Source organism: Runella salmonicolor (genome assembly GCF_024158025.1).
Taxonomy (GTDB): Bacteria; Bacteroidota; Bacteroidia; order Cytophagales; family Spirosomataceae; genus Runella; species Runella salmonicolor.
Map to the genome: position 1 here is coordinate 89,915 of NZ_JAMZEL010000016.1, position 20,148 is coordinate 110,062.

Here is a 20,148-nt window from a genome sequence, read left to right on the forward strand (position 1 = left end):
GGCCGGAGGCCTTTTGATAGTCGTCACTCGCGGGACGCGAGCGACTGCGGTGTCTGCGCGACTGCGGTGTCTGCGCGACTGCGGTCACTGCCTCTTAATAAATGCAATCAAATCGGCCATTTCTTGAATACTGATGGCATTTTCGAGGCCGTTGGGCATGATGGATTGCTCCGCTTTCTGCATCTTGGCAATGTCTTTTTTCTGAATCACGCTGACCATTCCGCCCATTTCGCGGATGGATACGTTATTGGTGTTTTCCTGCGCGATGATGCCCGCCACGGCGCTGCCGTTTTTGAGTTCCAGCGTCCAGAAATCGTACATATCGGCAATCGAATTGTTGGGATTGATGATTTCGGTCAATACCGATTGGGCATTTCGGCTGCGTAAAGTAGAAAGGTCTGGGCCAAAATTTACGCCTTTTACTCCTTCGATTTGGTGGCAGGTCGCGCAGTTCTTTTCAAATACCAATTGGCCTTTCGGCTGACTACCCTCTAGCTCCAAAGCGGCCATATATTTCTGCAAGACCGCTTTTCGGTCTTCATTGACCGACAGTACCTTCCGCGCATACGCCCGAATGTCAGTGTCGTAGTAATTCATTAACCGAACCATTTGTTGCCAACCCACTACCGACTTTTCGATTTCTTTGGTTTCGATTGCTTTCAACAATACATTGATTCGTTCTGGTTTTGACAAAAAAACATTCACCGCTTCTTTTTTCAACGCGGGAGCAAAGCCCTTCATCTCATTCAACAAAAACTGATAGGTTTGCATATCAGTGCTTTTTCCTAAGGCTCTCAACGCCGCCAACTGAACCACTTCTGGCTCTTTTTGGGTTAACATTTGTTGCGAAATTGGCTTTGTTTCGTTGGAATTAACCATTGAAAGAAAAGCAATAGCATGGGCGCGGTAAACATCGACATTGCTGCCTTGGCTGGTAAGTGTGGAAGGGTTTTTAAGCGCAGCGATTGCCTGCGCGGTTTTCGCCTCTAAACTTTTTCCTTTGGGAAAACCCGTGATTTCTAACAAACTCAATGAACCCATGCAAAGTTCTGGAGAGGTTGTCGGAGCAAAGTTAGCTAACAGTTTCTCTTTTTCAGGTTCAGACAATAACACCGTTCCCTTGCCTTTCTGAAACTGCCAACGTTTGGCAACGCCGTTGAGTGCAGCTGCCTTCCAAGCCTCCTCCCCCGTAGTTTCGGCCATGATTTTTTGCATCATTTCCGAGAATCCTGTTTTATTTTCTCCGCCCGCAATGGTTGAGGCCAAATTGGCAATGAACTCGCTTGTTTCAGAGGTCGACTTGTTCGTAAATTCGGCAATGGCTACGTCAAAAATCTGATTTTCTTTTCCCGCAAAGGAAGCAATACTAGCAAGCCCTGCCCAACGGTCGTGTATGTCCCGTTTTAAGATTGCCAAACGGGCCTTTTCTGACTCGACCGTTTTTGCCAAACCCAGTGTGTTGAGCAACTGAAACCGCACTTTGGGGCTATCGTCGTTTTGTAGCGCGGTCAGTTCGTTGATTAATTCTTTTCCAAAAGCTGCGTTCAGATACCGTTCCGCCACCCGGATGGCGTTTTCGCGTACGCCCGCCGTTTCGCTTTTGAGCGCTTGTACAATGTCTTCTTTTTCAATGGCTTGTATGCCGTCCAGCAGCCAAAGGGCATGGGCCTTCGCTTCGGGAAATTTACTTTTCGTTAGTAATGCGTGCAATGCTGGAATGGCCTCTTTCGCCTGGCGATGCAGCAATAAGCGTTGCGCCGTGCGACGATACCAGCTGTTTTCATGGTCGAGTAATGTGACCAGTTCCGGGGATGATTTTTTGGATAAATTGAGTTTTCCTAACCAATTCATTGGTAGTCCTTTGTGGGGGACAATGCGGTAAATACGTCCCTTGTCCGTGCCGTTATACAACGCGCCCGATTGCGTAATTTCGTCCGACATCCATTCGGGATGCTCCACAATTTGGCGGTAATAATCAATGACATACAGCGCGCCATCAGGCCCGACGTAAAAATTGACGGGCCGAAACCACGCATCTTTTGACGCCAGAAACTCCGATTTTTCATTCAGACGACTCGCTGTAAAACTCGCACCTGCGTCACGTACAATGTCGGCATGGACAAGGTTATGCACTGGCTCCGCAATGAACGTTACGTTGTTGAATTTCTCCCCAAACGCTCCGCCTCCGTACCACGTTATCCCGCAAGAAGACGTAATGACGCCGACGTCGGTCAGCAGTTGGTGATTGGGGGTTTCGGTAATGGGGTAAATTTCGGCCGCCTCGCCGTGGTCGGAAATGTTTTGCGTGGCGTTGGGTACCAGCAAAGCGGGATTGTTTTTTATATAAGTGTTTGCCAACACTTCATGGTAAATGTGGTTAGCGTTGCTCGTGTAAAAATGATGCCCCCATGCGTCCATGCTGTGCCCGTATTGGGTGCGGCCTGAAAGTTCTTCGAGTTCGTAGCTGTCGGGCTTGAACCGCACCGCCTTCCCGTTGGCATTGGGCGCTAAACGCGCGGCTGACGGTTTATCGGGAAAAATAATGTCGGTGCCTTTATCACCAAATTCTTTCTTAAAAACAAAGGGCGTTACCGCACCTTCGTGGCCGAGATAGATCCAGTTATCTAGTTCGAAGCGAGGGGTGTTGAGGTTGTGTTGGGGATTGGACAGCGCAAAGCCCGAAAGCATTTTTTGGCGAATATCGGCCTTGCCGTCGTTGTCGGTATCTTCCAAATAAAGCACATCGGGCGCATCCGTGACGATGAAACCGTTTTTCCAGCGCATGATGCCCGTCGGCAGGGTTAACTTATCCGCAAAAATGATGCTTTTGTCGGGGTAGCCGTCGTTGTCGGTATCTTTCAGCAGTTTCACCTTTCCTGAGCCGCTCACATCCAGCGGATAGCCGTGCATTTCTACCACGTACATATCCCCGTTTTCGTCCACTTCCATCGCTACTGGGTCGGCAATGAGCGGCTCGGCTGCGACCATTTCCACGCTGAAACCCTCCATAACGCGCAACGATTCGAGCGCTTTTTGGTGTTCAGGCGAAAGTTTCGGAGGGGTATTTTTTTGAAACGAAAAAACCGTTAATAAACAGACAAGCGCAATATAACGCATGACGGGAGAGTTTTTATGATGAATAAACTTACAAGGAATGATGAGCATTGAACTCATTTCCTTTTTTCCTGAACATACTTAGCAACCGTGCCGATGGGGGCAATCCACACGCCGTTGGCGGGGTTTTGGGCGTATTCACACAGCTTCCTCAACATCGCAACGCGGGCAGTTTGATTGCCTGATTCGCCCACTTCATGCCCCGCCAAAACGACCCAATGCCCCGTTTTCTTGGCATTTTCGATGATGGGAAGAATCTGCTCAAACTCTTTGCCGTCCATTTCCATGCCCGTCAGTTGGGCCATATCGCAGAAAGTAGGGTCGTTGGGGCCTTCGTCGAGCCAGCCTCGTCCTACTGAAAACAACTCGGCAATGAGCGGAATGTAACTTTTGGTGTTCATGCCGCGCCCCACAAACGTTTGCCCGCAGGGGTACGCAAATACCTTCGGCGTGATGCCCAATTGCGCTTCGAGGGCTTTGTTAGTGCGGATCAATTCACTTTTCATCTTATCGAGGGTGTACTCTTCAAGGGCTTTGGGTTTGGCCCACGGAAAATTCCCGCTGCATGGATGCTGCTCCGTATGGTTGCCGATTTCGTGGCCGTTGGCAATGGCCTGCTTCCACGCGTCAAGGCGCTTACTCACGCTCGACGTCAGCACAAAAAAGGTGGCTTTTACGCCGTATTTATCAAACAGCTTGGTTCCCACATCCACCTGACTCAGTCGTGCATCGTCAAAGCTGAGACTGAGCGCCACGCGTTTGCCTTCGGGCCAAAAAGCGGGAGCGGCAGAAGGCGTTTGTGCCGCGCTTAAATGGGTTATTGTCAGTAAGATAACCAACGAAAGTAGATAAAATAGGCTTTTCATAAAAAAGAAATTATGCTTTCTTAGAAAAGATGGGAAGCCGAGAAATTACTTAGTTTTGGGGGTGAAATGTTGATGTTTAGATCGAGGAAAGAAATTCGTGTCTTTTCAAATGTTATCACTTTTGCTACAGTACAATTCCCCATAAAAAAAGCAGCCAAAAATAAATTTCAGCTGCCGGTATAAAATCATCGTAAACGAATCTTTTCTATTAACTAATCATCGCCGTTGTCCGTACTTGTACTTGTGGGGGCTTTGATGATGCCCCGTTCGGAATTGCGAACAAAATTCACAATTTCGTCGCGCTCGGCGGAGGGGGCCAATTCCAATTCGATGTGCTCCAGGGCTTCGGTATTGTTGAAGCCGCGCAAATAAATATAGCGGTATACTTCCTGAATTTCGTTGATTTGCTCATTGCTGAAACCGCGACGGCGCAGTCCTACCGAGTTGATGCCCGCGTAAGAAAGCGGCTCACGGGCCGCTTTGGTAAACGGCGGTACATCCTTGCGAACCAACGAACCACCCGCAATCATGGCGTGGGCGCCGATTTTTACAAACTGCCGTACTGAACTCGACCCCGCAATGATGGCCCAGTCGCCCATGTGGACGTGGCCGGCCATTTGCACGTTGTTGACGATGATGCAGTTATTGCCGATGCGGCAATCGTGCGCTACGTGCGAGTAGGCCATGATGAGGCAGTCGCTGCCGATTTCGGTCTTCCAGTGCTCTTCCGTACCACGGCTGATGGTGGCGTATTCGCGAATGATGGTATTGTCGCCGATGTAGGTGAGCGTATATTCTCCCTTGAATTTTAAATCCTGGGGAGTAGAAGAAATCACCGCTCCGGGATAGATTTTGCAATTTTTACCAATTCGGGCGCCGTCATTGATGACCGCGTGCGAACCAATCCAAGAACCTTCACCGATTTCGACGTCTTTGTGAACAATGGCGAAGGGCTCAATCTCCACATTAGGGGCGATTTTTGCGTCTGAATGTATATATGCTAATGGATGAATCATAATAGTCCAAGTTGCTGTTTTTCAGCGGAGTTCGTAGCTTTAACAGTGTAAAAGACCGTAAAAAAGACGCGCTTCCTTATCGACTGTTGCTTGTATGTTTTATCTTTTTCTAACTAAACTCGCCGTCATGTCAGCTTCGCAGACCATTTGACCTGCTACATAACCAGCACCGTGCATTTTTACAATTCCACGTTTGATGGGCGCCGTAAATTCACACTTGAAAATGACCGTATCGCCGGGTACAACATTCCGACGGAAGCGGCAGTTTTCGATAGCTGCCAAAAACGGCCAGTAGTTTTCGGGGTCGGGTTGGCTGCTCAGGGCGAGAATCGCACCCGTTTGCGCCATCGCTTCCATTTGTAAAACCCCCGGCATCACTGGATTGTTTGGAAAATGTCCCGTAAAAAACGGCTCATTCATCGTTACGTTTTTAAGGCCTGCCACGCTGTTTTCGTCCATGTAAACGATTTTGTCAATCATTAAGAATGGATAACGGTGCGGCAACAGTTCACAAATCCGCTTCAAATCCATCACTGGCGGCACTTTAGGGTCGTAGTGCGGCACATGGCTTTTGGCCGATTCCATCAATTTCTTGATTTTCTTGGCCAGCGCTACGTTGGCGGCGTGGCCCGGACGAGCGGCCAAAATTTGCGCCTTGATAGGACGACCTACCAGTGCCAAATCACCTACCACATCCAACAACTTGTGACGAGCCATTTCGTTGGGGTAGTGCAGGTCGATATTATTCAGGATACCTACCTTTTTATTGACGCCGATTTTGGGCTTGTTCAATAACTGAGAAAGATAATCCAGTTCGCCTTCCTCAATATCGCGATCCACAATCACGATGGCATTGGTCAAATCGCCGCCTTTGATGAGGTTGGCTTTGTAAAGCGCTTCCAACTCATGCAGAAAACAGAAAGTACGACAAGAGGCAATCTCCCGCGAGAAAGTCGTCAGGTCGTTGAGCGAAGCGTGCTGACTGTTAATGACTTGCGAGTTGTAGTCCACCATCACCGTCAGTCGATAATCGTTGAGTGGTAGGGCCACCATCTCGATGTCTTTCTCGGCGTTGATGTAGCGTACTGGCTCGGGGATTTCAAAGTAGTTACGCGAAGCGTTTTGTTCTTCGATGCCAGCGTCGCGGAGTGCTTCGACAAACTTAATGGAACTTCCATCCATGATGGGCGGCTCGGGACCGTCCAGCTGAATGAGTACATTGTCAATTTGTAAACCAACCAAAGCCGCCAAGGTATGCTCAACGGTATAGACCCGGGCACCACTTTGCTCCAGGGTAGTCCCGCGCGACACATCTACGACGTTGTCCACGTCGGCGTCAATGATGGGTTGGCCTTCCAAGTCGATGCGTTGGAATTTATAGCCGTGGTTGATGGGTGCCGGTAAAAAAGTCATGGTTGCCGACACACCCGTGTGTAAGCCCACGCCCGATACTGATACGGCTTTTTCGATGGTTTGTTGTTTGATGTTCAACATTCCTATTGTTTATCGTCTTTAATTTTCTTTTCTAATTCGTTTACTCTTTTTTCCAACTGAGGCAATTTTCGGAAGATAGCCGCCGAACGCAGGCTGTCTTTGAATTCAATGGCGGGAGTGCCGTTGAGGGATAAACCTTCTTGCTCCCAGGTTTTGGTAATGCCCGCTTGCCCGCCGACTTTCGTACCGTTGGGTACCGTAATGTGCCCATTGAAGCCTGCCTGCCCACCAATCACGCACTTTTCACCGATTTTGGTGGAGCCAGCTATGCCCGCCTGTGCGGCAATGACGGTGTGTTTCCCAATCTCAACATTGTGCCCTACCTGCACCAAGTTGTCTAATTTTACGCCTTCCCGAATAATGGTAGAGCCCATGGTGGCGCAGTCGATGGTCGTGCCTGCCCCAATACTTACGCTGTCTTCAATGATAACGTTGCCCAGTTGGGGAATGGTTTTGTAAGAACCGTCTGGCTGGGGGGCAAAGCCAAAGCCATCGCTTCCGATGACTGCATTGGCAAAGAACGTACAATTCTTGCCAATAACGGTATTATTATAAATTTTTACGCCAGAATGAATCACGGTATTGTCGCCGATACAGACGTTGTCGCCGACGAATGCCTGCGGGAAAATCTTGACGTTTTTGCCGATTTTACCGTTGTTTCCAACGTAGGCAAAGGCGCCGAGATAAAGTCCTTCACCCGTGGTAGTTCCCTCGCCAAGGTGGGAAGGTTGTTCGATTCCCTGCTTCGTTCCTTTGATGATTTGTTCGTACTGTTGAAGAAGCTGCGTGAAAGCGGTATAAGAGTTTTCGACCCGAATAAGCGTTGTATTTACTTTTTTTCTGGCTTCAAAATGCTTATCTACAATTACTGCCGACGCCTCGGTAGTGTACAGGTATGCCTCATATTTGAGGTTTGACAAAAAAGAAATAGTCCCGGACTTACCTTCTTCTATCTTTGCTAACTGATTGATTTTCAGTTCTCCATCTCCCTCTATTTCGCCTCCGAGCAGTCCGGCAATCTGCTTGACGGTAAATTCCATACGGTCTTAATTAAGACTGCAAAGTTAGGGGTTTCATCCAACAAACATAATACTTTCGGACAATATTACTGAGGGCCTTAATGGTCGGTAAATCAGAAGCATCGGCAATGTCGCGTACGCTGCCGTCTTTCATTTTGATGAGGATGCGTTCTTCGCTCGAAACATAGGCGGCATTGGTAGATTGTCCCTCTACTAAATAATAGGGATGCAAATCTTCAGGAATGCCCTGAGCGGTCAATTGTTGATGGATTTGCTGGCGCTGATTTTGACTAAAAGGCTCATCAGCGAACTGAATTTTGTACAATTTTCGGTCCAGCAGCCGTTGGCAAATTGACGAAAGAACGGGGTCTAAATGGTCGGCCCAAGCCTTAATGCACGCCCATATATCATAATCGTCAATTTTGGTAAAGGCATGAAAATAAGTACTATCTTCTTCAAACTGACTGAGAGTCACGGTATTGGTTAGGAATAAAGAAAAATGGGGTGGGGCAAAAACCGCCTCTCCGCTCATCACCAATTCACGTGCTCGCCTGATAGCCTGAATGAGCATCACCTCGGCGCAAATAGAGGTTTTGTGCAGGTATACCTGCCAATACATGAGTCGGCGGGCATTGAGAAAATTTTCGATGCTTAAAATTCCTTTAAACTCCACCACCAACTGGTCGTCTACCACATCAAGCATTTTGATGATGCGGTCGGTGCCGATGGCACCCTCGGCTACCCCCGTAAAAAAACAGTCTCTGTTGAGGTAATCCATGCGGTCCATGTCCAACTGACTAGAAATAAGTTGGTGAAAAAAATGCCGTGGATAACTTCCTTCAAACATCTGAATGGCCAAGTCTAGCCGCCCGCCCAGTTGGCGACTAAGCTCTTTCATGATTTGTAAGGACAGGTATTCGTGGGGAATGTTGGTGAAAATGGTTTTTTCCAACACGTGCGAAAAAGGGCCGTGGCCCGCATCGTGCAACAAAATGGCAATTTGGGCGGCTTCCCACTCGGCATCCCAAATCAAGTGCCCTTTGGAGCGGAGCGTATTGAGCGCTTGGCCCATCAAGTGCATGGCTCCCAAGGCGTGATGAAAGCGCGTGTGCAACGCTCCTGGATAGACCAATTCGGCCAATCCGAGTTGTCTGATGCGCCGAAGTCTCTGAAAATAAGGGTGTTCTATTAAATCAAAAATAAAGTCAGACGGGATGGCGATGAAACCGTAAACGGGGTCATTGAGGATTTTGCGTTTGTTCACGGGCTGTCTAAAATTTGGGAAACGTTTTTTTTGATTGCAATTTCGTGAAAAAATAAAGCCAATACCTAAATGAATCGTTTTTGTCTATTAATTCTCCTGCTGAGTTGCGTGCAATCAATGGCGCAGAAAAAATCCCGTAAAGATTATCTTGTCACCATTCATACCAACTATGGCGAGATGAAAGCGGTATTGCATGACCGCACGCCGTTGCACAAACAGAATTTTCTAAAATTAATCAATGACCGTTTTTACGACAGTTTGCTTTTTCACCGCATTATTGAGGGGTTTATGATTCAGGGCGGTGACCCTACCTCAAAAAATGCCAAAGCGGGCGAACGGCTCGGTGGCGGAGGCTCAAATTTGGAACGGATTCCCGCGGAGTTTAAACCCGAATTGTTTCACAAAAAAGGAGCATTGGCAGCAGCGCGCAACAATAACCCCGAAAAAGCATCGTCGGGCTGTCAATTTTATATTGTTCAGGGCCGAGTTTGGGATTCCGCAGGCCTTACGGCACAACTGAACCGGGGAGGCAGAATGCCGACAGCCGCGCAAAAAGAAGCCTATACCACCGTAGGTGGTAGTCCTCATTTGGATGGGGGTTATACCGTTTTTGGGCAGGTAATCAGTGGTTTAGCGGTCATTGATAGCATTGCGCATCAGCCTAAGGATGCGGCTGACCGCCCTCTCAAAGATGTAAGAATGCGGCTGACGGCTGAAAAAATGAAGAAGAAAAAAATTACGAAACAGTACGGGTATATCTTTGAATAAGATAGAAATAGCAAGGATAAAGCTAAAATATTTGTAAAAGCTCAATTCTTTCGCGTAATTTCCGACGTGGGTTTATTAAATTTGCCCATTCAAGTGCTATTGCACAGCATGTTGTTTTTGTTAATCAAAAGAACGAAAACCTTTTAAGCAATCGCTGTTTGATTAACAACTGACAATAAACGGTTAACATTTCTACTACTGATGGCTAGAATCCTAATTGTGGATGACGAAAAAAGTATCCGGGCGGCGCTGCGGGATATTTTAGAATACGAAGGATATGAGGTTGAAGAAGCCAAAGATGGTGAAGAAGGCCTCAATATGATTTTGAAAAATTCCTACGATGTAGCACTGTGTGATATCCGGATGCCAAAACTGGAAGGGCTCGAAGTACTCCTGAAAGCGGGAGAAGCGGGGCGCTCTACCCAATTTATCATGGTTTCGGCGTTTGGTAATGTGGAAAATGCCGTTGAGGCTACCAAAAGAGGAGCGTACGATTTTATCACCAAACCCCCAGATTTGAACCGTTTATTGGTTTCGGTTCGTAATGCCATCGAGAAATCGAAATTGGTAGCAGAAACCGTTGATTTGAAAAAACGTATTTTTAAAATCAACGAAATTGTGGGTGAATCTGCCCCTATCAAAAGGGTAAAAGATACCATCGAGCGCGTAGCGCCCACCGAAGCAAGGGTCTTGATTACGGGGGCCAACGGCTCTGGAAAAGAGATGGTGGCTAAGCAAATTCACGAAAAAAGCAGTCGCGCCAACAAGCCACTGATTGAAGTGAACTGTGCTGCTATTCCAAGCGAATTGATTGAAAGTGAGCTATTTGGGTACGAGAAAGGGGCTTTTACAGGAGCTGTCAAACAGCGTATCGGGAAGTTTGAACAAGCAGATGGAGGTACTCTTTTTCTGGATGAAATCGGCGATATGAGCCTTTCGGCCCAAGCCAAGGTACTACGGGCATTGCAGGAAAGTAAAATCACGCGGGTGGGTGGCGACAAAGAAATCAAAATCAACGTGCGGGTGATTGCCGCAACCAATAAAGATTTGAAGCGCGAAATCGCCGAAGGGGGCTTTCGCGAAGACTTATACCATCGTCTCAACGTCATTCCGATTCACGTACCGCCGTTGTCGGAGCGCCGGGAGGACATCTTATTGCTGGCCGATAAATTTCTGTATGATATTTCACAAGAATACGGCGGTATCCCAAAAACCATTCTTCCCGATGCCATGCAACACCTAAAGTCGTTGCCTTGGACAGGAAATGTGCGTGAACTTCGCAACGTTATTGAGCGTTTGGTCATCATGTGTGGCGACGAAATCATGCTTGATGATGTACGTTTGTACGCGAGTTTCGGTAATTAATTTATTTAGAAAATAGACTTTGACGAGGGACTTTGAACGCCAGACAATTTGTCTACTGTTCAAAGTCCATTGTTTACGGTCACCTACCAATGTATGAAAATCAATTTTGAAAAATCCCCGGATGGTTTGGTACCTGCCGTGGTTCAGGACCACGAGACGGGCAAAGTGCTGATGTTGGGGTATATGAATGAAGAGGCCTTGGCAAAAACCGAAGCCGAAAAAGTGGTTACGTTTTTCAGCCGTAGCAAGCAGCGCCTTTGGACCAAAGGCGAGACCTCTGGTAACTTCTTGGAGGTCAAAGCAATTTTGGTGGATTGTGACCAAGATACGATTCTCATCAAAGCCCATCCCATTGGCCCTACCTGCCACACAGGTGCGGATACCTGCTTTTTTGAAAAGAACGAAGGCAAAGCTCCTTTCCTGAATTACCTGCAAAAGCAAATCATCCGCGACCGCAAAAACAACCCTTCGGATGCATCTTATACGAGTAAATTATTCCAAAGAGGCGTAAATAAAATTGCCCAAAAAGTAGGGGAAGAAGCCGTTGAATTGGTGATTGAAGCCAAAGATACCAACGACCATTTGTTCAAAAACGAAGCCGCCGACTTACTTTTTCATTACCTCATTCTGCTCGAACAACGCGGCATGGATTTGGACGACATCGTGGATGTATTGAAGGAAAGACATAAGTAAGCTAAACTGGATATTGAACGTTAGACTATTTGTTAATTTCTAACGTCCAATATTTAGGATTATCCCAATGGCCAACTATTCGTCAATCAAACGCTTCGTGATAGGCTGGTAGCTATCAATGCGGCGGTCGCGGAGGTAGGGCCATGTGGTGCGATAGTATTCGGTTTTATCCAAATCCAATTCGACCACTTTTACCTCTTCTTGGTCGTGCGAAGCCAAATACATGAGGCTTCCGAAAGGATTAGATACAAATGACCCGCCCCAAAACTGCTGGTCGGCTTCTCGCCCTACGCGGTTGACCGACACGACATATACGCCGTTGGCCACCGAATGACTGCGCTGAATGGTTTGCCAAGCGTTGTATTGCTCCAAATTAACGGCAGGGTCTGGCTCATTGGTATCCCAACCGATGGCCGTGGGATAAAACAAAATCTCGGCCCCCATCAGACTCGTAATGCGCGCCGCCTCGGGGTACCATTGGTCCCAGCAAATCAGAATGCCTAATTTCCCAAACTTGGTATCAAACACTTTGTAGCCCAAATCGCCGGGAGTAAAATAGAATTTTTCGTAATATCCTGGGTCATCGGGAATGTGCATTTTACGGTATTTGCCCAAGTAGCTGCCGTCGGCGTCCAAGACGGCGGTTGTGTTGTGATAGAGCCCAGGGGCACGTTTTTCAAACAAAGAGGCAACAATGACAATGCCAAGCTCTTTGGCCAATGCCCCAAATTGCTCGGTGGTGGGGCCGGGAATTGCCTCTCCGAGGCTAAAATTGGCGTGGTCTTCCACGTCGCAGAAATAAAGTGATTTAAATAATTCCTGCAAACACACAATTTGTGCGCCCTGAGCCGCTGCCTCACGGGTTTTGGCGATGGCTTTTTCTACATTATGATTAACATCGGCGGTGCAGCTCATTTGCACCAAACCCACTTTTACATTTCGCATGGAAAATTAACTTTGATTAGGACGTCGAAAAACGTCGGCGAGGGCTCGGCGCCTGCCGTTTAAAACCTCACCGACTTTACCGATGACAAAGGTAATGCGAAAACCCTTATTTATTGACAAATCAGGGAAAGTGCCAGTTTAGAACGTCGGCGAGGTTTTGAACCTCGCCGACGTTACACCGACGTTACACCGACGTTACACCGACGTTACACCGACGTTACACCGACGTTACACCGACGTTACACCGACGTTACACCGACGTTACACCGACGTTACACCGACGTTACACCGACGTTACATATTGACAAATCCATGAAAGTGCTTACTTTAGAGTTTAAATCAACAAACCCTTTAAGATGATGTTTTTTACTAACCTATCGAGAATTGTTTTTCTATCAACAGTTCTTTTTTATCATTCCCTCAACGGTTTTTCGCAAACCAAAGAAAAAATTGTTGCCTCCGATTTGACGCGCATTAAGCAAGTGGGCGGGATTGCGGTTTCGCCCGATGGAAAGCGGGCCGTTTATACCATTACATCGCTTGAGCCTGCCTCAGAAGCGCTTGATTATGAATACAGAACCCACCTTTGGCTCGTAGATTTGGACGGAAAAACACCCCCACGGGCCATTACGCGCGGCTACGAAAGTGCCAGTCAGCCCGTATGGAGTCCAGACGGAAAAAGCGTGGCTTTTGTGCGGGCCGTCAAAGGCAAAGCGCAGATTTTTGTAATGCCTCTGGATGGAGGAGAGGCGTGGCAGTTGACCGATTACAAACACGGTGCTTCGGGGCCGCAGTTTTCGCCCGATGGTCGTCATATATTATTTTCTACCAGCGTGGTGTTTTCGGCATTAATGGCTGATTCTACCCTGAATCCGACCAAAGTTGGCCCAGCTTGGAGTTTGGAAAAGGCAGGTTTTGCCAAAAATGAATTTCTGAAAAAAAATACTGCAAAACCCAATCCCGACGGGACGATTGAAGAAATCAGGGCGTATTTGGATAAGGATGTAGAAGACAAAAAAGCCAAGGTCATCAATCGACTCAACTTTCAGGGCGAAGCCTCGGCGGGTCAGGAGTTGAGTTTTAGTCATTTGCTGGTCATTGATGTTAAAGAAGGGGCCAAGCCAGTGGCGCTTACCAAAGGGTTTTATTCGTACGCGGGTGCCGCTTGGTCGGGCGATAGCAAACAAATTTGGTTTAGTACCCGCGCCGATAGCCTGCTTCATCCCGACCGCGACGCCGAAAGTCGCATTTGTGTCATGAACGCTGATGGTAGCGGGATGCGAACGGTTTTGGTAGAAAAAGGCCGTAATTTTGGGCAGCCCACTCCCTCACCCGATGGACAGTGGTTGGCTTTTATTACGTCACAGGCTCCTGTTAAATCGGCCATACTCGACCAAGGACATTTGGGCTTTTTAAACCTAAAAACGACGACTGCCAAATACTCCGTTAATCCTTTTGACCGTTCTCCGGGTAATCTGAAATGGGTAACGCTGACGTTCCCAAAAAACAAGAAAGAAGTTGGTAAGGTAGAATACGTCTATTTTACGGCCTCCTCAAACGGTGGAGCCCCACTTTTCAGAGCCGTTCCGACCATTGATAAAGTAGAGCAATTGTCTGATTTTGATAGTGGAGTGACTGATTTTGATGTTTTTCCCAATAAAGTTGTTTTTGCCAAAACCGAAGTGGCCAACCCGTCTGAATTGTATCAGGCCGATGTATTGGCAAAAAACGCCGTGAAGTTGTCGACGCATAACGATTGGGTAAGCAAAAAAGCATTGAGTATGCCCGAAAAACGGACATTCAAAAATGAAAAAGGCCAGACCATCGAGTATTGGATTATGAAACCGACGTTTGTGGAGGCAGGCAAAAAATATCCGTTGCTGCTCAATATGCACGGTGGCCCTACCGCCATGTGGGGGCCTGGCGAAGCGTCGATGTGGCACGAACATCAGTTCTTTTGTGCGCAGGGCTATGGGGTAGTATATGCCAATCCGCGTGGTTCGGGCGGTTACGGCGTCGATTTTATGAAAGCCAATTACCGTGATTGGGGCACTGGCCCCGCCAACGATGTGTTGCGGGCGTGTGCGGATGCGGCCAAAGAAACATGGGCTGATACCTCACGTCAGGTGATAACAGGAGGTTCGTATGCGGGTTATCTTACGGCGTGGATTATCGCGCATGACAATCGTTTTAAGGCGGCTTTTGCCCAACGCGGGGTGTACGACCTAACCACGTTTATGGGCGAGGGCAACGCGTGGCGTTTGGTGCCTGGCTATTTTGGCGGCTATCCGTGGGAAACCGAAGCCAAAGAGTCAATGGATGCGAATTCGCCTTATACGTTCGTTGATAAAATAAAAACCCCGTTTCTCATCAAACACGGCGAGAATGACCTGCGGACGGGCGTAATTCAGAGCGAAATGATGTATAAATCCCTGAAAATTTTGGGCCGTGAAGTTGAATATGTCCGGATGCCGGGCGGTACGCACGAGTTAAGCCGTACGGGCAACCCGCGTCAGCGCATCGATCGGATGTTGCGTATTTATGAATTTTTTGAGCGGTACGTTGGCAAGAAGTAGAAAGGGTAATTTTAAAACAATTATTGCTTATGGATGATGACGAAAACGTCTTAAAATCAGGTAGAGAAAAACCTGACTATAAGGCTGAAAAAGATGAATTTTAGGAGGAATTCATTAAGTCTCAGTAACAAGTAAGAGCTGAATACGAGTACTTGAATAGTTTATTGAAGATTGCTTTAGATGAGTTAAACCATAAATTTTTACGTTAAAAATGAATAATCGCCGCACTTTCATTAAAAACTTAGGCGCTGCCGCAGGAATGGCCGCGTTTGCTCCTGAGCTGTTTGCTGCTGAACCGCAAAAACTGTGGTTTCAGATTTCGTTGGCCGAATGGTCGTTGCACAAAGCTATTCTCAACGAAAAAAAATTGACCAATTTAGATTTTCCCGTGGTAGCTCGTAAGGAATTTGGAATTGGGATTGTGGAATACGTCAATCAGATGTTTAAAGATAAAGCCAAAGATACGGCCTACCTCAACGACCTGCTAACGCGCTGTAAAGACAACGACGTCAAAAACCACCTCATCATGATTGACGGAGAAGGCGGTCTTGCCGAAACCGATGCCGCAGTACGTAACAAAGCGGTGGATAATCACAAAAAATGGGTCGAGTGTGCCAAATACCTTGGCTGCAAAACCATCAGGGTCAATTCATTCGGGCGTGGTACGGCCGAAGAAGTAGCCAAAGCAGCGGTAGACGGTCTCGGAAAATTAGGCGAATTTGCCGCACCTGTCGGTATCAATGTGATTGTAGAAAACCACGGTGGTTACTCGTCAGACGGGCAGTGGCTGTCGAATGTCATGAAGCAGGTCAACATGAAAAATGTAGGTACATTGCCCGATTTCGGCAACTTTTGCATTAAGCGTAGCAGTGGTGGTGAGTGGGGCGGTAGTTGTACAGAAGAATACGACCGCTACAAAGGCGTGAAAGAATTGATGGCTTTTGCTAAAGGTGTAAGTGCCAAAACCAACGACTTTGACGAAAAGGGAAATGAGGCGAAAATGGACTACGCTCGTTTGCTCAAAATCGTAAAAGATGCTGGTTTCAAGGGAATCATCGGTATTGAGTACGAAGGAAACGTGACGTCAGAATACGACGGCATCAAAGCCACCAAGAAGCTGTTGGAGCGAGTGGGTGCAATGGTGTAAAAAGCGTATTTGCAAAAGGGGCGTGTCGAATTTTTATATTCGACACGCCCCTTTTTGTTTAAATAAGTGTTTTTAGAATTCAATCACCAAGCCCAGTGCTGGCGTGAAATTGGCGTCTTCGTTGGCTAAAATGAGCGGAATGGCGTTGCTTCCGTCGAGTTTGAGGGCTTGCCCATCGGTGGTTTTGAAGCCTGAATTGTCGGCGGTGCGCTCAAATGTGTATTGTGGAAAGGCTGGATTGGCAGTCAACAAGGCATTTTGAAAATCAAAGAATAAGTCAATCGACATCTTTTTGTAATTCCATTTTTTATCCACCCGGAAGTCCACGCGGCTGAATGCTTTGAGCCGTTGGCTATTGAGGCGAGTGTAGTCTTCGGTGCCCACACCGCTGGTGAGATACGTTCTTTGAGAAGTTGCCAAGTCAAACGGCGTGTAGGGAGCGCCGCCTTGGTAAAGCCATTTTAGGCCCAGCTCCCAACCCCGCTTAAATTTGTAGCCCAACTGGGTTGAAACCAGATTGCGGGTGTCCCAAGCTGACGCTATGTATTTACCGTCTTTTCCCGTAAATTCAGATTGAAAATAGGTGTAACTCAATACGCCGAAGAAGTTTTTGGTGAGTTTTTGCTGTATAAAAAATTCAATTCCCCGACTTCTGCCTTTGCCAGTACTCGTCACGGCTTCGTTGCCGATGGCGCCAAAATTGCCCCCCTGATTGGCCAACGATATGCCGTCGCGTACCGAGATGGGGTAATTATCGTACATTTTCGAGAAACCTTCGAGCGTGATGCGCGTAGTAGGCGTTGGAATGAATTCAAGACCCGCTACCACGTGGTCAGAACGAATGTATTTGTTGGATTTATTGACAAAATTCCCATCTTGACGGTAGCCCAAAACGGTGTAAATCGGGGTTTTGAAATAACGCCCTACCGACGCATTCAACCGCCATTTGTCGCTCACCTGATAGCTGGCCGACAAGCGTGGACTCAGCGTTTCGAGCGGATTGTTGCCGTCGTTCGTGAAAGAATTCATGTCGGTGCGTAGGCCCGCCGAAAGATTGAGGCGGTCGTTGAGTAGTTTACGATTAACCTGCGCAAAGGCACCGTATTTGAAGAAATCAATGGCCGTATTAAACGTCACCGTGATACCCGGTTGCACGATTTGTCCCTGTGAGTTGGTGATTTCGCGGCGTAAGACGTTGAAAAAATCATTGTTGTATTTGACGTATTGCAACACTGCGCCGTAGCTGTATTCCCATTTTCCAATGAATTTATTGACATCAATCCGTAGTTTATTCTCAATCTCCTGCGAATTGCTCTTCAGCGCGCGGTATCGTTCATCGCCCTGTCGATTGTCTTCAAAGCGGTCCAGACGGTTATTAAACATGTTTCGGCTCAGCGAAACATTCATAAAGCCGTTTTCCAGAAGCCGTTTCAGTGAAAAACCCGTCGTATAATTCCACTGATTGATGTTGGGATTGGAGCGTAAGATGTATTCTTTTTCGGGGCTGCTTTCTTGCGGAACGGCAAAAGTGAATTCGTCGATGGCTCCCACGCCGATGGCCGTTAGCGTGGTTTTTTTATTGATTTTATGCGTGACTTTGTACTGGAAATCCCAATAATTGGGCCGAATGGGTAGGTCAATGGCCTTGAATAAAAACTGCAAATACGAGCGGCGAACCGACGCCAAAAAAGTGGTCTTGGCGGAAATCGGCCCTTCTAGCGTGCCGGCTACTTCGGTGGAGCTGACGCGGATGTTGCCCTGCACACGCTCTGGATTACCTTCGCGCTGACGGAATTGAAGCACCGACGAAAGTGCGTTGTCGTATCGGGCGTTAAAACTGCTCGAACTTAGCGTGGCATCTTCAATAAAAGATACGTTCAAAATGCCCGTTGGGCCACCCGAACTTCCCTGCGTGGCGAAGTGATTGATGACGGGTATTTCGATCCCATCCAGATAAAACACGTTTTCATTTGGACCTCCTCCCCTGATAATCAAATCGTTGCGAAAGCCGCCCACTGACCCAGCCGTCCCGCCAACACCAGGCAATACCTGAATTACCCGTGAGATGTCGAAGTTGCCACCGGGGTTGTTTTTGATTTCTTCGGTCGTTAGTTTTTGGATGGAGTTGGGCGTTTCGACGGAGGCGACCGAAATTGAACGGTTAAAAACAATTTTGGTTTCGGCCAACTGTACGGCATCTTCTTCCAGCTCGAAGTTGATTTGCTGGGCGTTGCCTGAGGTAAGCACAATGTTGAACTTACTGGTGGCTTTGTAACCGACAAATGTGGCTTTGAGGTTGTAGCTACCCACGGGCAAGCTGAGTTTAAACTTACCTTCGGCATCTGTAGTGGTGCCTTGGTTGGTGCCTTCCACCTGAACCGTCACGCCAATCAGTACTTCTTGCGTGCGTTTGTCTTTGACGTTACCGAGGATGGTCCCCGTATTTTGGGCAAAAACCGAAGCAAGGCTTAAATAAGCAACCATGAAGAAGGCTACTATGGCAGTGTAATTCGGGATTTTTTTGAGTGTTGACGTTGAATTCATTGTTTTTAGATTGTATATATATTTCTAGATGGTTTGTAGCTAAATAAGTGTTGTGACAAACATTTTAGGTTCGATTTTGTTCTATCCATGTTTGATACAATACAATAACATTCCAAATTTGAAATTGTTTGTACGAAAACAAATTAATTTTGATATATTAGAATGTTTTTAGTTTAAAAAAATGAATTACGAACTCCTGCAACAGCTCATTGGTCATCTGGCAGATTACGAAGCCCAGCGTTCTTCTTCTCAACGAAAAGACATGGAAGGATTTGTGGCGTATTTGAATCAGCAGGTTTTTTCAAAATCAACCGATGCTGCGGTAGACTTTGAAAACAGCGAAACAGTGGAAGCATTGTTGTCGCAATTGATTGCTTTTTTGTACCGTTATGCCAAAGGGTACATTAAAAAAGCCCTCGAAGACTCGGCGCTTATTACGTTGGATGACTTCGGCTATTTGGCGGGTATATGGCAAAGAGGAGGGTGTTCAAAAACGGAAATCATCGAGTTAAACATCCACGAAAAAACGACGGGAATGGAGGTGATAAAGCGTTTGTTGAATAACAAATTGATTGAACAAACCGACGACCCCAACGATCGTCGAAGCAAGCGTTTGTTAATTACGGAGCGGGGAAAAGGTGTTTTGTTTGGAACGTTCGGTGAGATGCGAAAGGCAAGCTTGATTATTTCTGGCAACCTAAATGAAATCGAGAAGTTGCAGTTGTTATATCTGCTTCAAAAACTGCATTTTTTCCACAAACCGTTATTTCTAAACGAGCGGGAGAAAAGTTTAGATGAACTATTGAATTTAAATCAAACCGAATAAAAAAAGCGTTTGCGAAGGAGTTCGCAAACGCTTTTTATGAAATGAATTTATGGTTCTGACTACTGCTTTACCACGATGGTGTTCGCCCATTTATCGCCAAAACGCTTTTTGTCATCGCTAAATACCATCAGGGCATCAACAAAACCAAAAAGAGGAATCATCAATGAAACTTGGCGCACAATGGCCGCGCCCCAATCTCCCTCAATACCCGCGCCAGTATCTTCCTTAATGACTTTGATTTTCATTAATTTTTTACCGATGCTTTGCCCTCCGAAAAAGCCGCTTGTGGCCGGGATGGCGTCTTTGGTTAGTACGTAAGCAATGGCAATAAGATACCCCACAAAAATGAGTTTAAAAGAAATAAAGGCTAAAATCCAGGCGGGAAGATAACCCACAATACCGTCAATAAAGGCAGCTACAAAACGTTGGATGGCATCGGCTTTTTGCATTAGATTAAGAAGGTTTAGAGTAAAAAAAGTGGTTCAGGGAATTTTTTATCGAACCTACTTCT

At 47.0% G+C, this 20,148-nt stretch carries 15 protein-coding genes; 6 read left to right on the plus strand and 9 right to left on the minus strand.

Annotation, left to right across the window (positions count from 1 at the left end):
* Nucleotides 1-84 precede the first annotated feature (84 nt).
* From NCI00_RS25975 to NCI00_RS26000, 6 genes are all read right to left on the minus strand, one after another.
* On the minus strand, nucleotides 85-3,165 hold the full coding sequence (locus tag NCI00_RS25975) for a PVC-type heme-binding CxxCH protein (RefSeq protein ID WP_253532507.1): 3,081 nt from the start codon (nucleotides 3,163-3,165) through the stop codon (nucleotides 85-87).
* A gap of 5 nt (nucleotides 3,166-3,170) precedes the next feature.
* Nucleotides 3,171-3,980 carry a polysaccharide deacetylase family protein gene (locus tag NCI00_RS25980; RefSeq protein WP_253532509.1) on the minus strand — a complete coding sequence of 270 codons (810 nt, stop codon included), beginning with the start codon at nucleotides 3,978-3,980 and terminating at the stop codon, nucleotides 3,171-3,173.
* A gap of 212 nt (nucleotides 3,981-4,192) precedes the next feature.
* A complete protein-coding gene (gene lpxA, locus NCI00_RS25985) occupies nucleotides 4,193-4,996 on the minus strand; it encodes an acyl-ACP--UDP-N-acetylglucosamine O-acyltransferase (RefSeq protein WP_114068851.1) in 804 nt (267 codons plus the stop codon).
* Nucleotides 4,997-5,095: 99 nt separating this feature from the next.
* Nucleotides 5,096-6,487, minus strand: coding sequence for a bifunctional UDP-3-O-[3-hydroxymyristoyl] N-acetylglucosamine deacetylase/3-hydroxyacyl-ACP dehydratase (locus NCI00_RS25990; protein WP_253532560.1), 1,392 nt, complete (start codon nucleotides 6,485-6,487; stop codon nucleotides 5,096-5,098).
* Between the two features lie 5 nt (nucleotides 6,488-6,492).
* Nucleotides 6,493-7,530 carry a UDP-3-O-(3-hydroxymyristoyl)glucosamine N-acyltransferase gene (lpxD, locus tag NCI00_RS25995; RefSeq protein ID WP_166559906.1) on the minus strand — a complete coding sequence of 346 codons (1,038 nt, stop codon included), beginning with the start codon at nucleotides 7,528-7,530 and terminating at the stop codon, nucleotides 6,493-6,495.
* 10 nt (nucleotides 7,531-7,540) lie between these two features.
* Complete coding sequence (locus NCI00_RS26000; protein ID WP_166559907.1) at nucleotides 7,541-8,773, minus strand: HD domain-containing protein; 1,233 nt, start codon at nucleotides 8,771-8,773, stop codon at nucleotides 7,541-7,543.
* A 69-nt stretch (nucleotides 8,774-8,842) separates the two neighbouring features.
* Here NCI00_RS26000 and NCI00_RS26005 point away from each other — a divergent pair, with 69 nt between their 5' ends.
* The 3 genes from NCI00_RS26005 to hisIE all read left to right on the plus strand — a co-directional run bounded on the left by NCI00_RS26005 (nucleotide 8,843) and on the right by hisIE (nucleotide 11,599).
* Nucleotides 8,843-9,541: a peptidylprolyl isomerase gene (locus NCI00_RS26005; protein ID WP_253532511.1), complete on the plus strand. Its 699-nt coding sequence runs from the start codon at nucleotides 8,843-8,845 to the stop codon at nucleotides 9,539-9,541.
* Between the two features lie 201 nt (nucleotides 9,542-9,742).
* Nucleotides 9,743-10,906 (plus strand): sigma-54-dependent transcriptional regulator, encoded by a 1,164-nt coding sequence (locus NCI00_RS26010; protein WP_253532513.1) that lies wholly within the window; start codon nucleotides 9,743-9,745, stop codon nucleotides 10,904-10,906.
* 93 nt (nucleotides 10,907-10,999) lie between these two features.
* The gene (gene hisIE, locus NCI00_RS26015) at nucleotides 11,000-11,599 is read left to right on the plus strand and encodes a bifunctional phosphoribosyl-AMP cyclohydrolase/phosphoribosyl-ATP diphosphatase HisIE (RefSeq protein ID WP_253532515.1); all 600 of its coding nucleotides are present in this window, start codon (nucleotides 11,000-11,002) and stop codon (nucleotides 11,597-11,599) included.
* Nucleotides 11,600-11,674: 75 nt separating this feature from the next.
* Here hisIE and NCI00_RS26020 read toward each other — a convergent pair whose 3' ends face one another.
* On the minus strand, nucleotides 11,675-12,544 hold the full coding sequence (locus NCI00_RS26020; protein WP_253532517.1) for a carbon-nitrogen hydrolase: 870 nt from the start codon (nucleotides 12,542-12,544) through the stop codon (nucleotides 11,675-11,677).
* A 356-nt stretch (nucleotides 12,545-12,900) separates the two neighbouring features.
* Here NCI00_RS26020 and NCI00_RS26025 point away from each other — a divergent pair, with 356 nt between their 5' ends.
* Entirely contained in the window at nucleotides 12,901-15,120 is a 2,220-nt protein-coding gene (locus tag NCI00_RS26025) for an alpha/beta hydrolase family protein (RefSeq protein ID WP_253532519.1), read from the plus strand.
* 211 nt (nucleotides 15,121-15,331) lie between these two features.
* Nucleotides 15,332-16,267 (plus strand): sugar phosphate isomerase/epimerase family protein, encoded by a 936-nt coding sequence (locus NCI00_RS26030; RefSeq protein ID WP_166559912.1) that lies wholly within the window; start codon nucleotides 15,332-15,334, stop codon nucleotides 16,265-16,267.
* 72 nt (nucleotides 16,268-16,339) lie between these two features.
* Here the strand turns inward: NCI00_RS26030 and NCI00_RS26035 are convergent, their stop codons facing one another.
* Nucleotides 16,340-18,811, minus strand: a complete 2,472-nt coding sequence (locus tag NCI00_RS26035) for a TonB-dependent receptor (protein ID WP_253532520.1) — start codon at nucleotides 18,809-18,811, stop codon at nucleotides 16,340-16,342.
* Between the two features lie 181 nt (nucleotides 18,812-18,992).
* Between NCI00_RS26035 and NCI00_RS26040 the strand changes: the two genes are divergently transcribed.
* The gene (locus NCI00_RS26040; RefSeq protein WP_166559913.1) at nucleotides 18,993-19,637 is read left to right on the plus strand and encodes a MarR family winged helix-turn-helix transcriptional regulator; all 645 of its coding nucleotides are present in this window, start codon (nucleotides 18,993-18,995) and stop codon (nucleotides 19,635-19,637) included.
* Between the two features lie 59 nt (nucleotides 19,638-19,696).
* On the opposite strand, the gene NCI00_RS26045 is transcribed toward NCI00_RS26040, so the two are convergent.
* Nucleotides 19,697-20,086 (minus strand): RDD family protein, encoded by a 390-nt coding sequence (locus NCI00_RS26045; protein ID WP_253532521.1) that lies wholly within the window; start codon nucleotides 20,084-20,086, stop codon nucleotides 19,697-19,699.
* Nucleotides 20,087-20,148 lie beyond the last annotated feature (62 nt).

Bases quoted from the DNA above. Each gene is read 5' to 3' on its own strand.
- lpxA (WP_114068851.1), bottom strand. From the start codon at position 4,996: ATGATTCATCCATTAGCATATATACATTCAGACGCAAAAATCGCCCCT.
- NCI00_RS26035 (WP_253532520.1), bottom strand. From the start codon at position 18,811: ATGAATTCAACGTCAACACTCAAAAAAATCCCGAATTACACTGCCATA.
- NCI00_RS26040 (WP_166559913.1), top strand. From the start codon at position 18,993: ATGAATTACGAACTCCTGCAACAGCTCATTGGTCATCTGGCAGATTAC.
- lpxD (WP_166559906.1), bottom strand. From the start codon at position 7,530: ATGGAATTTACCGTCAAGCAGATTGCCGGACTGCTCGGAGGCGAAATA.
- NCI00_RS26005 (WP_253532511.1), top strand. From the start codon at position 8,843: ATGAATCGTTTTTGTCTATTAATTCTCCTGCTGAGTTGCGTGCAATCA.
- hisIE (WP_253532515.1), top strand. From the start codon at position 11,000: ATGAAAATCAATTTTGAAAAATCCCCGGATGGTTTGGTACCTGCCGTG.
- NCI00_RS26030 (WP_166559912.1), top strand. From the start codon at position 15,332: ATGAATAATCGCCGCACTTTCATTAAAAACTTAGGCGCTGCCGCAGGA.
- NCI00_RS25980 (WP_253532509.1), bottom strand. From the start codon at position 3,980: ATGAAAAGCCTATTTTATCTACTTTCGTTGGTTATCTTACTGACAATA.
- NCI00_RS26010 (WP_253532513.1), top strand. From the start codon at position 9,743: ATGGCTAGAATCCTAATTGTGGATGACGAAAAAAGTATCCGGGCGGCG.
- NCI00_RS26020 (WP_253532517.1), bottom strand. From the start codon at position 12,544: ATGCGAAATGTAAAAGTGGGTTTGGTGCAAATGAGCTGCACCGCCGAT.
- NCI00_RS26025 (WP_253532519.1), top strand. From the start codon at position 12,901: ATGATGTTTTTTACTAACCTATCGAGAATTGTTTTTCTATCAACAGTT.
- NCI00_RS26045 (WP_253532521.1), bottom strand. From the start codon at position 20,086: ATGCAAAAAGCCGATGCCATCCAACGTTTTGTAGCTGCCTTTATTGAC.
- NCI00_RS25975 (WP_253532507.1), bottom strand. From the start codon at position 3,165: ATGCTCATCATTCCTTGTAAGTTTATTCATCATAAAAACTCTCCCGTC.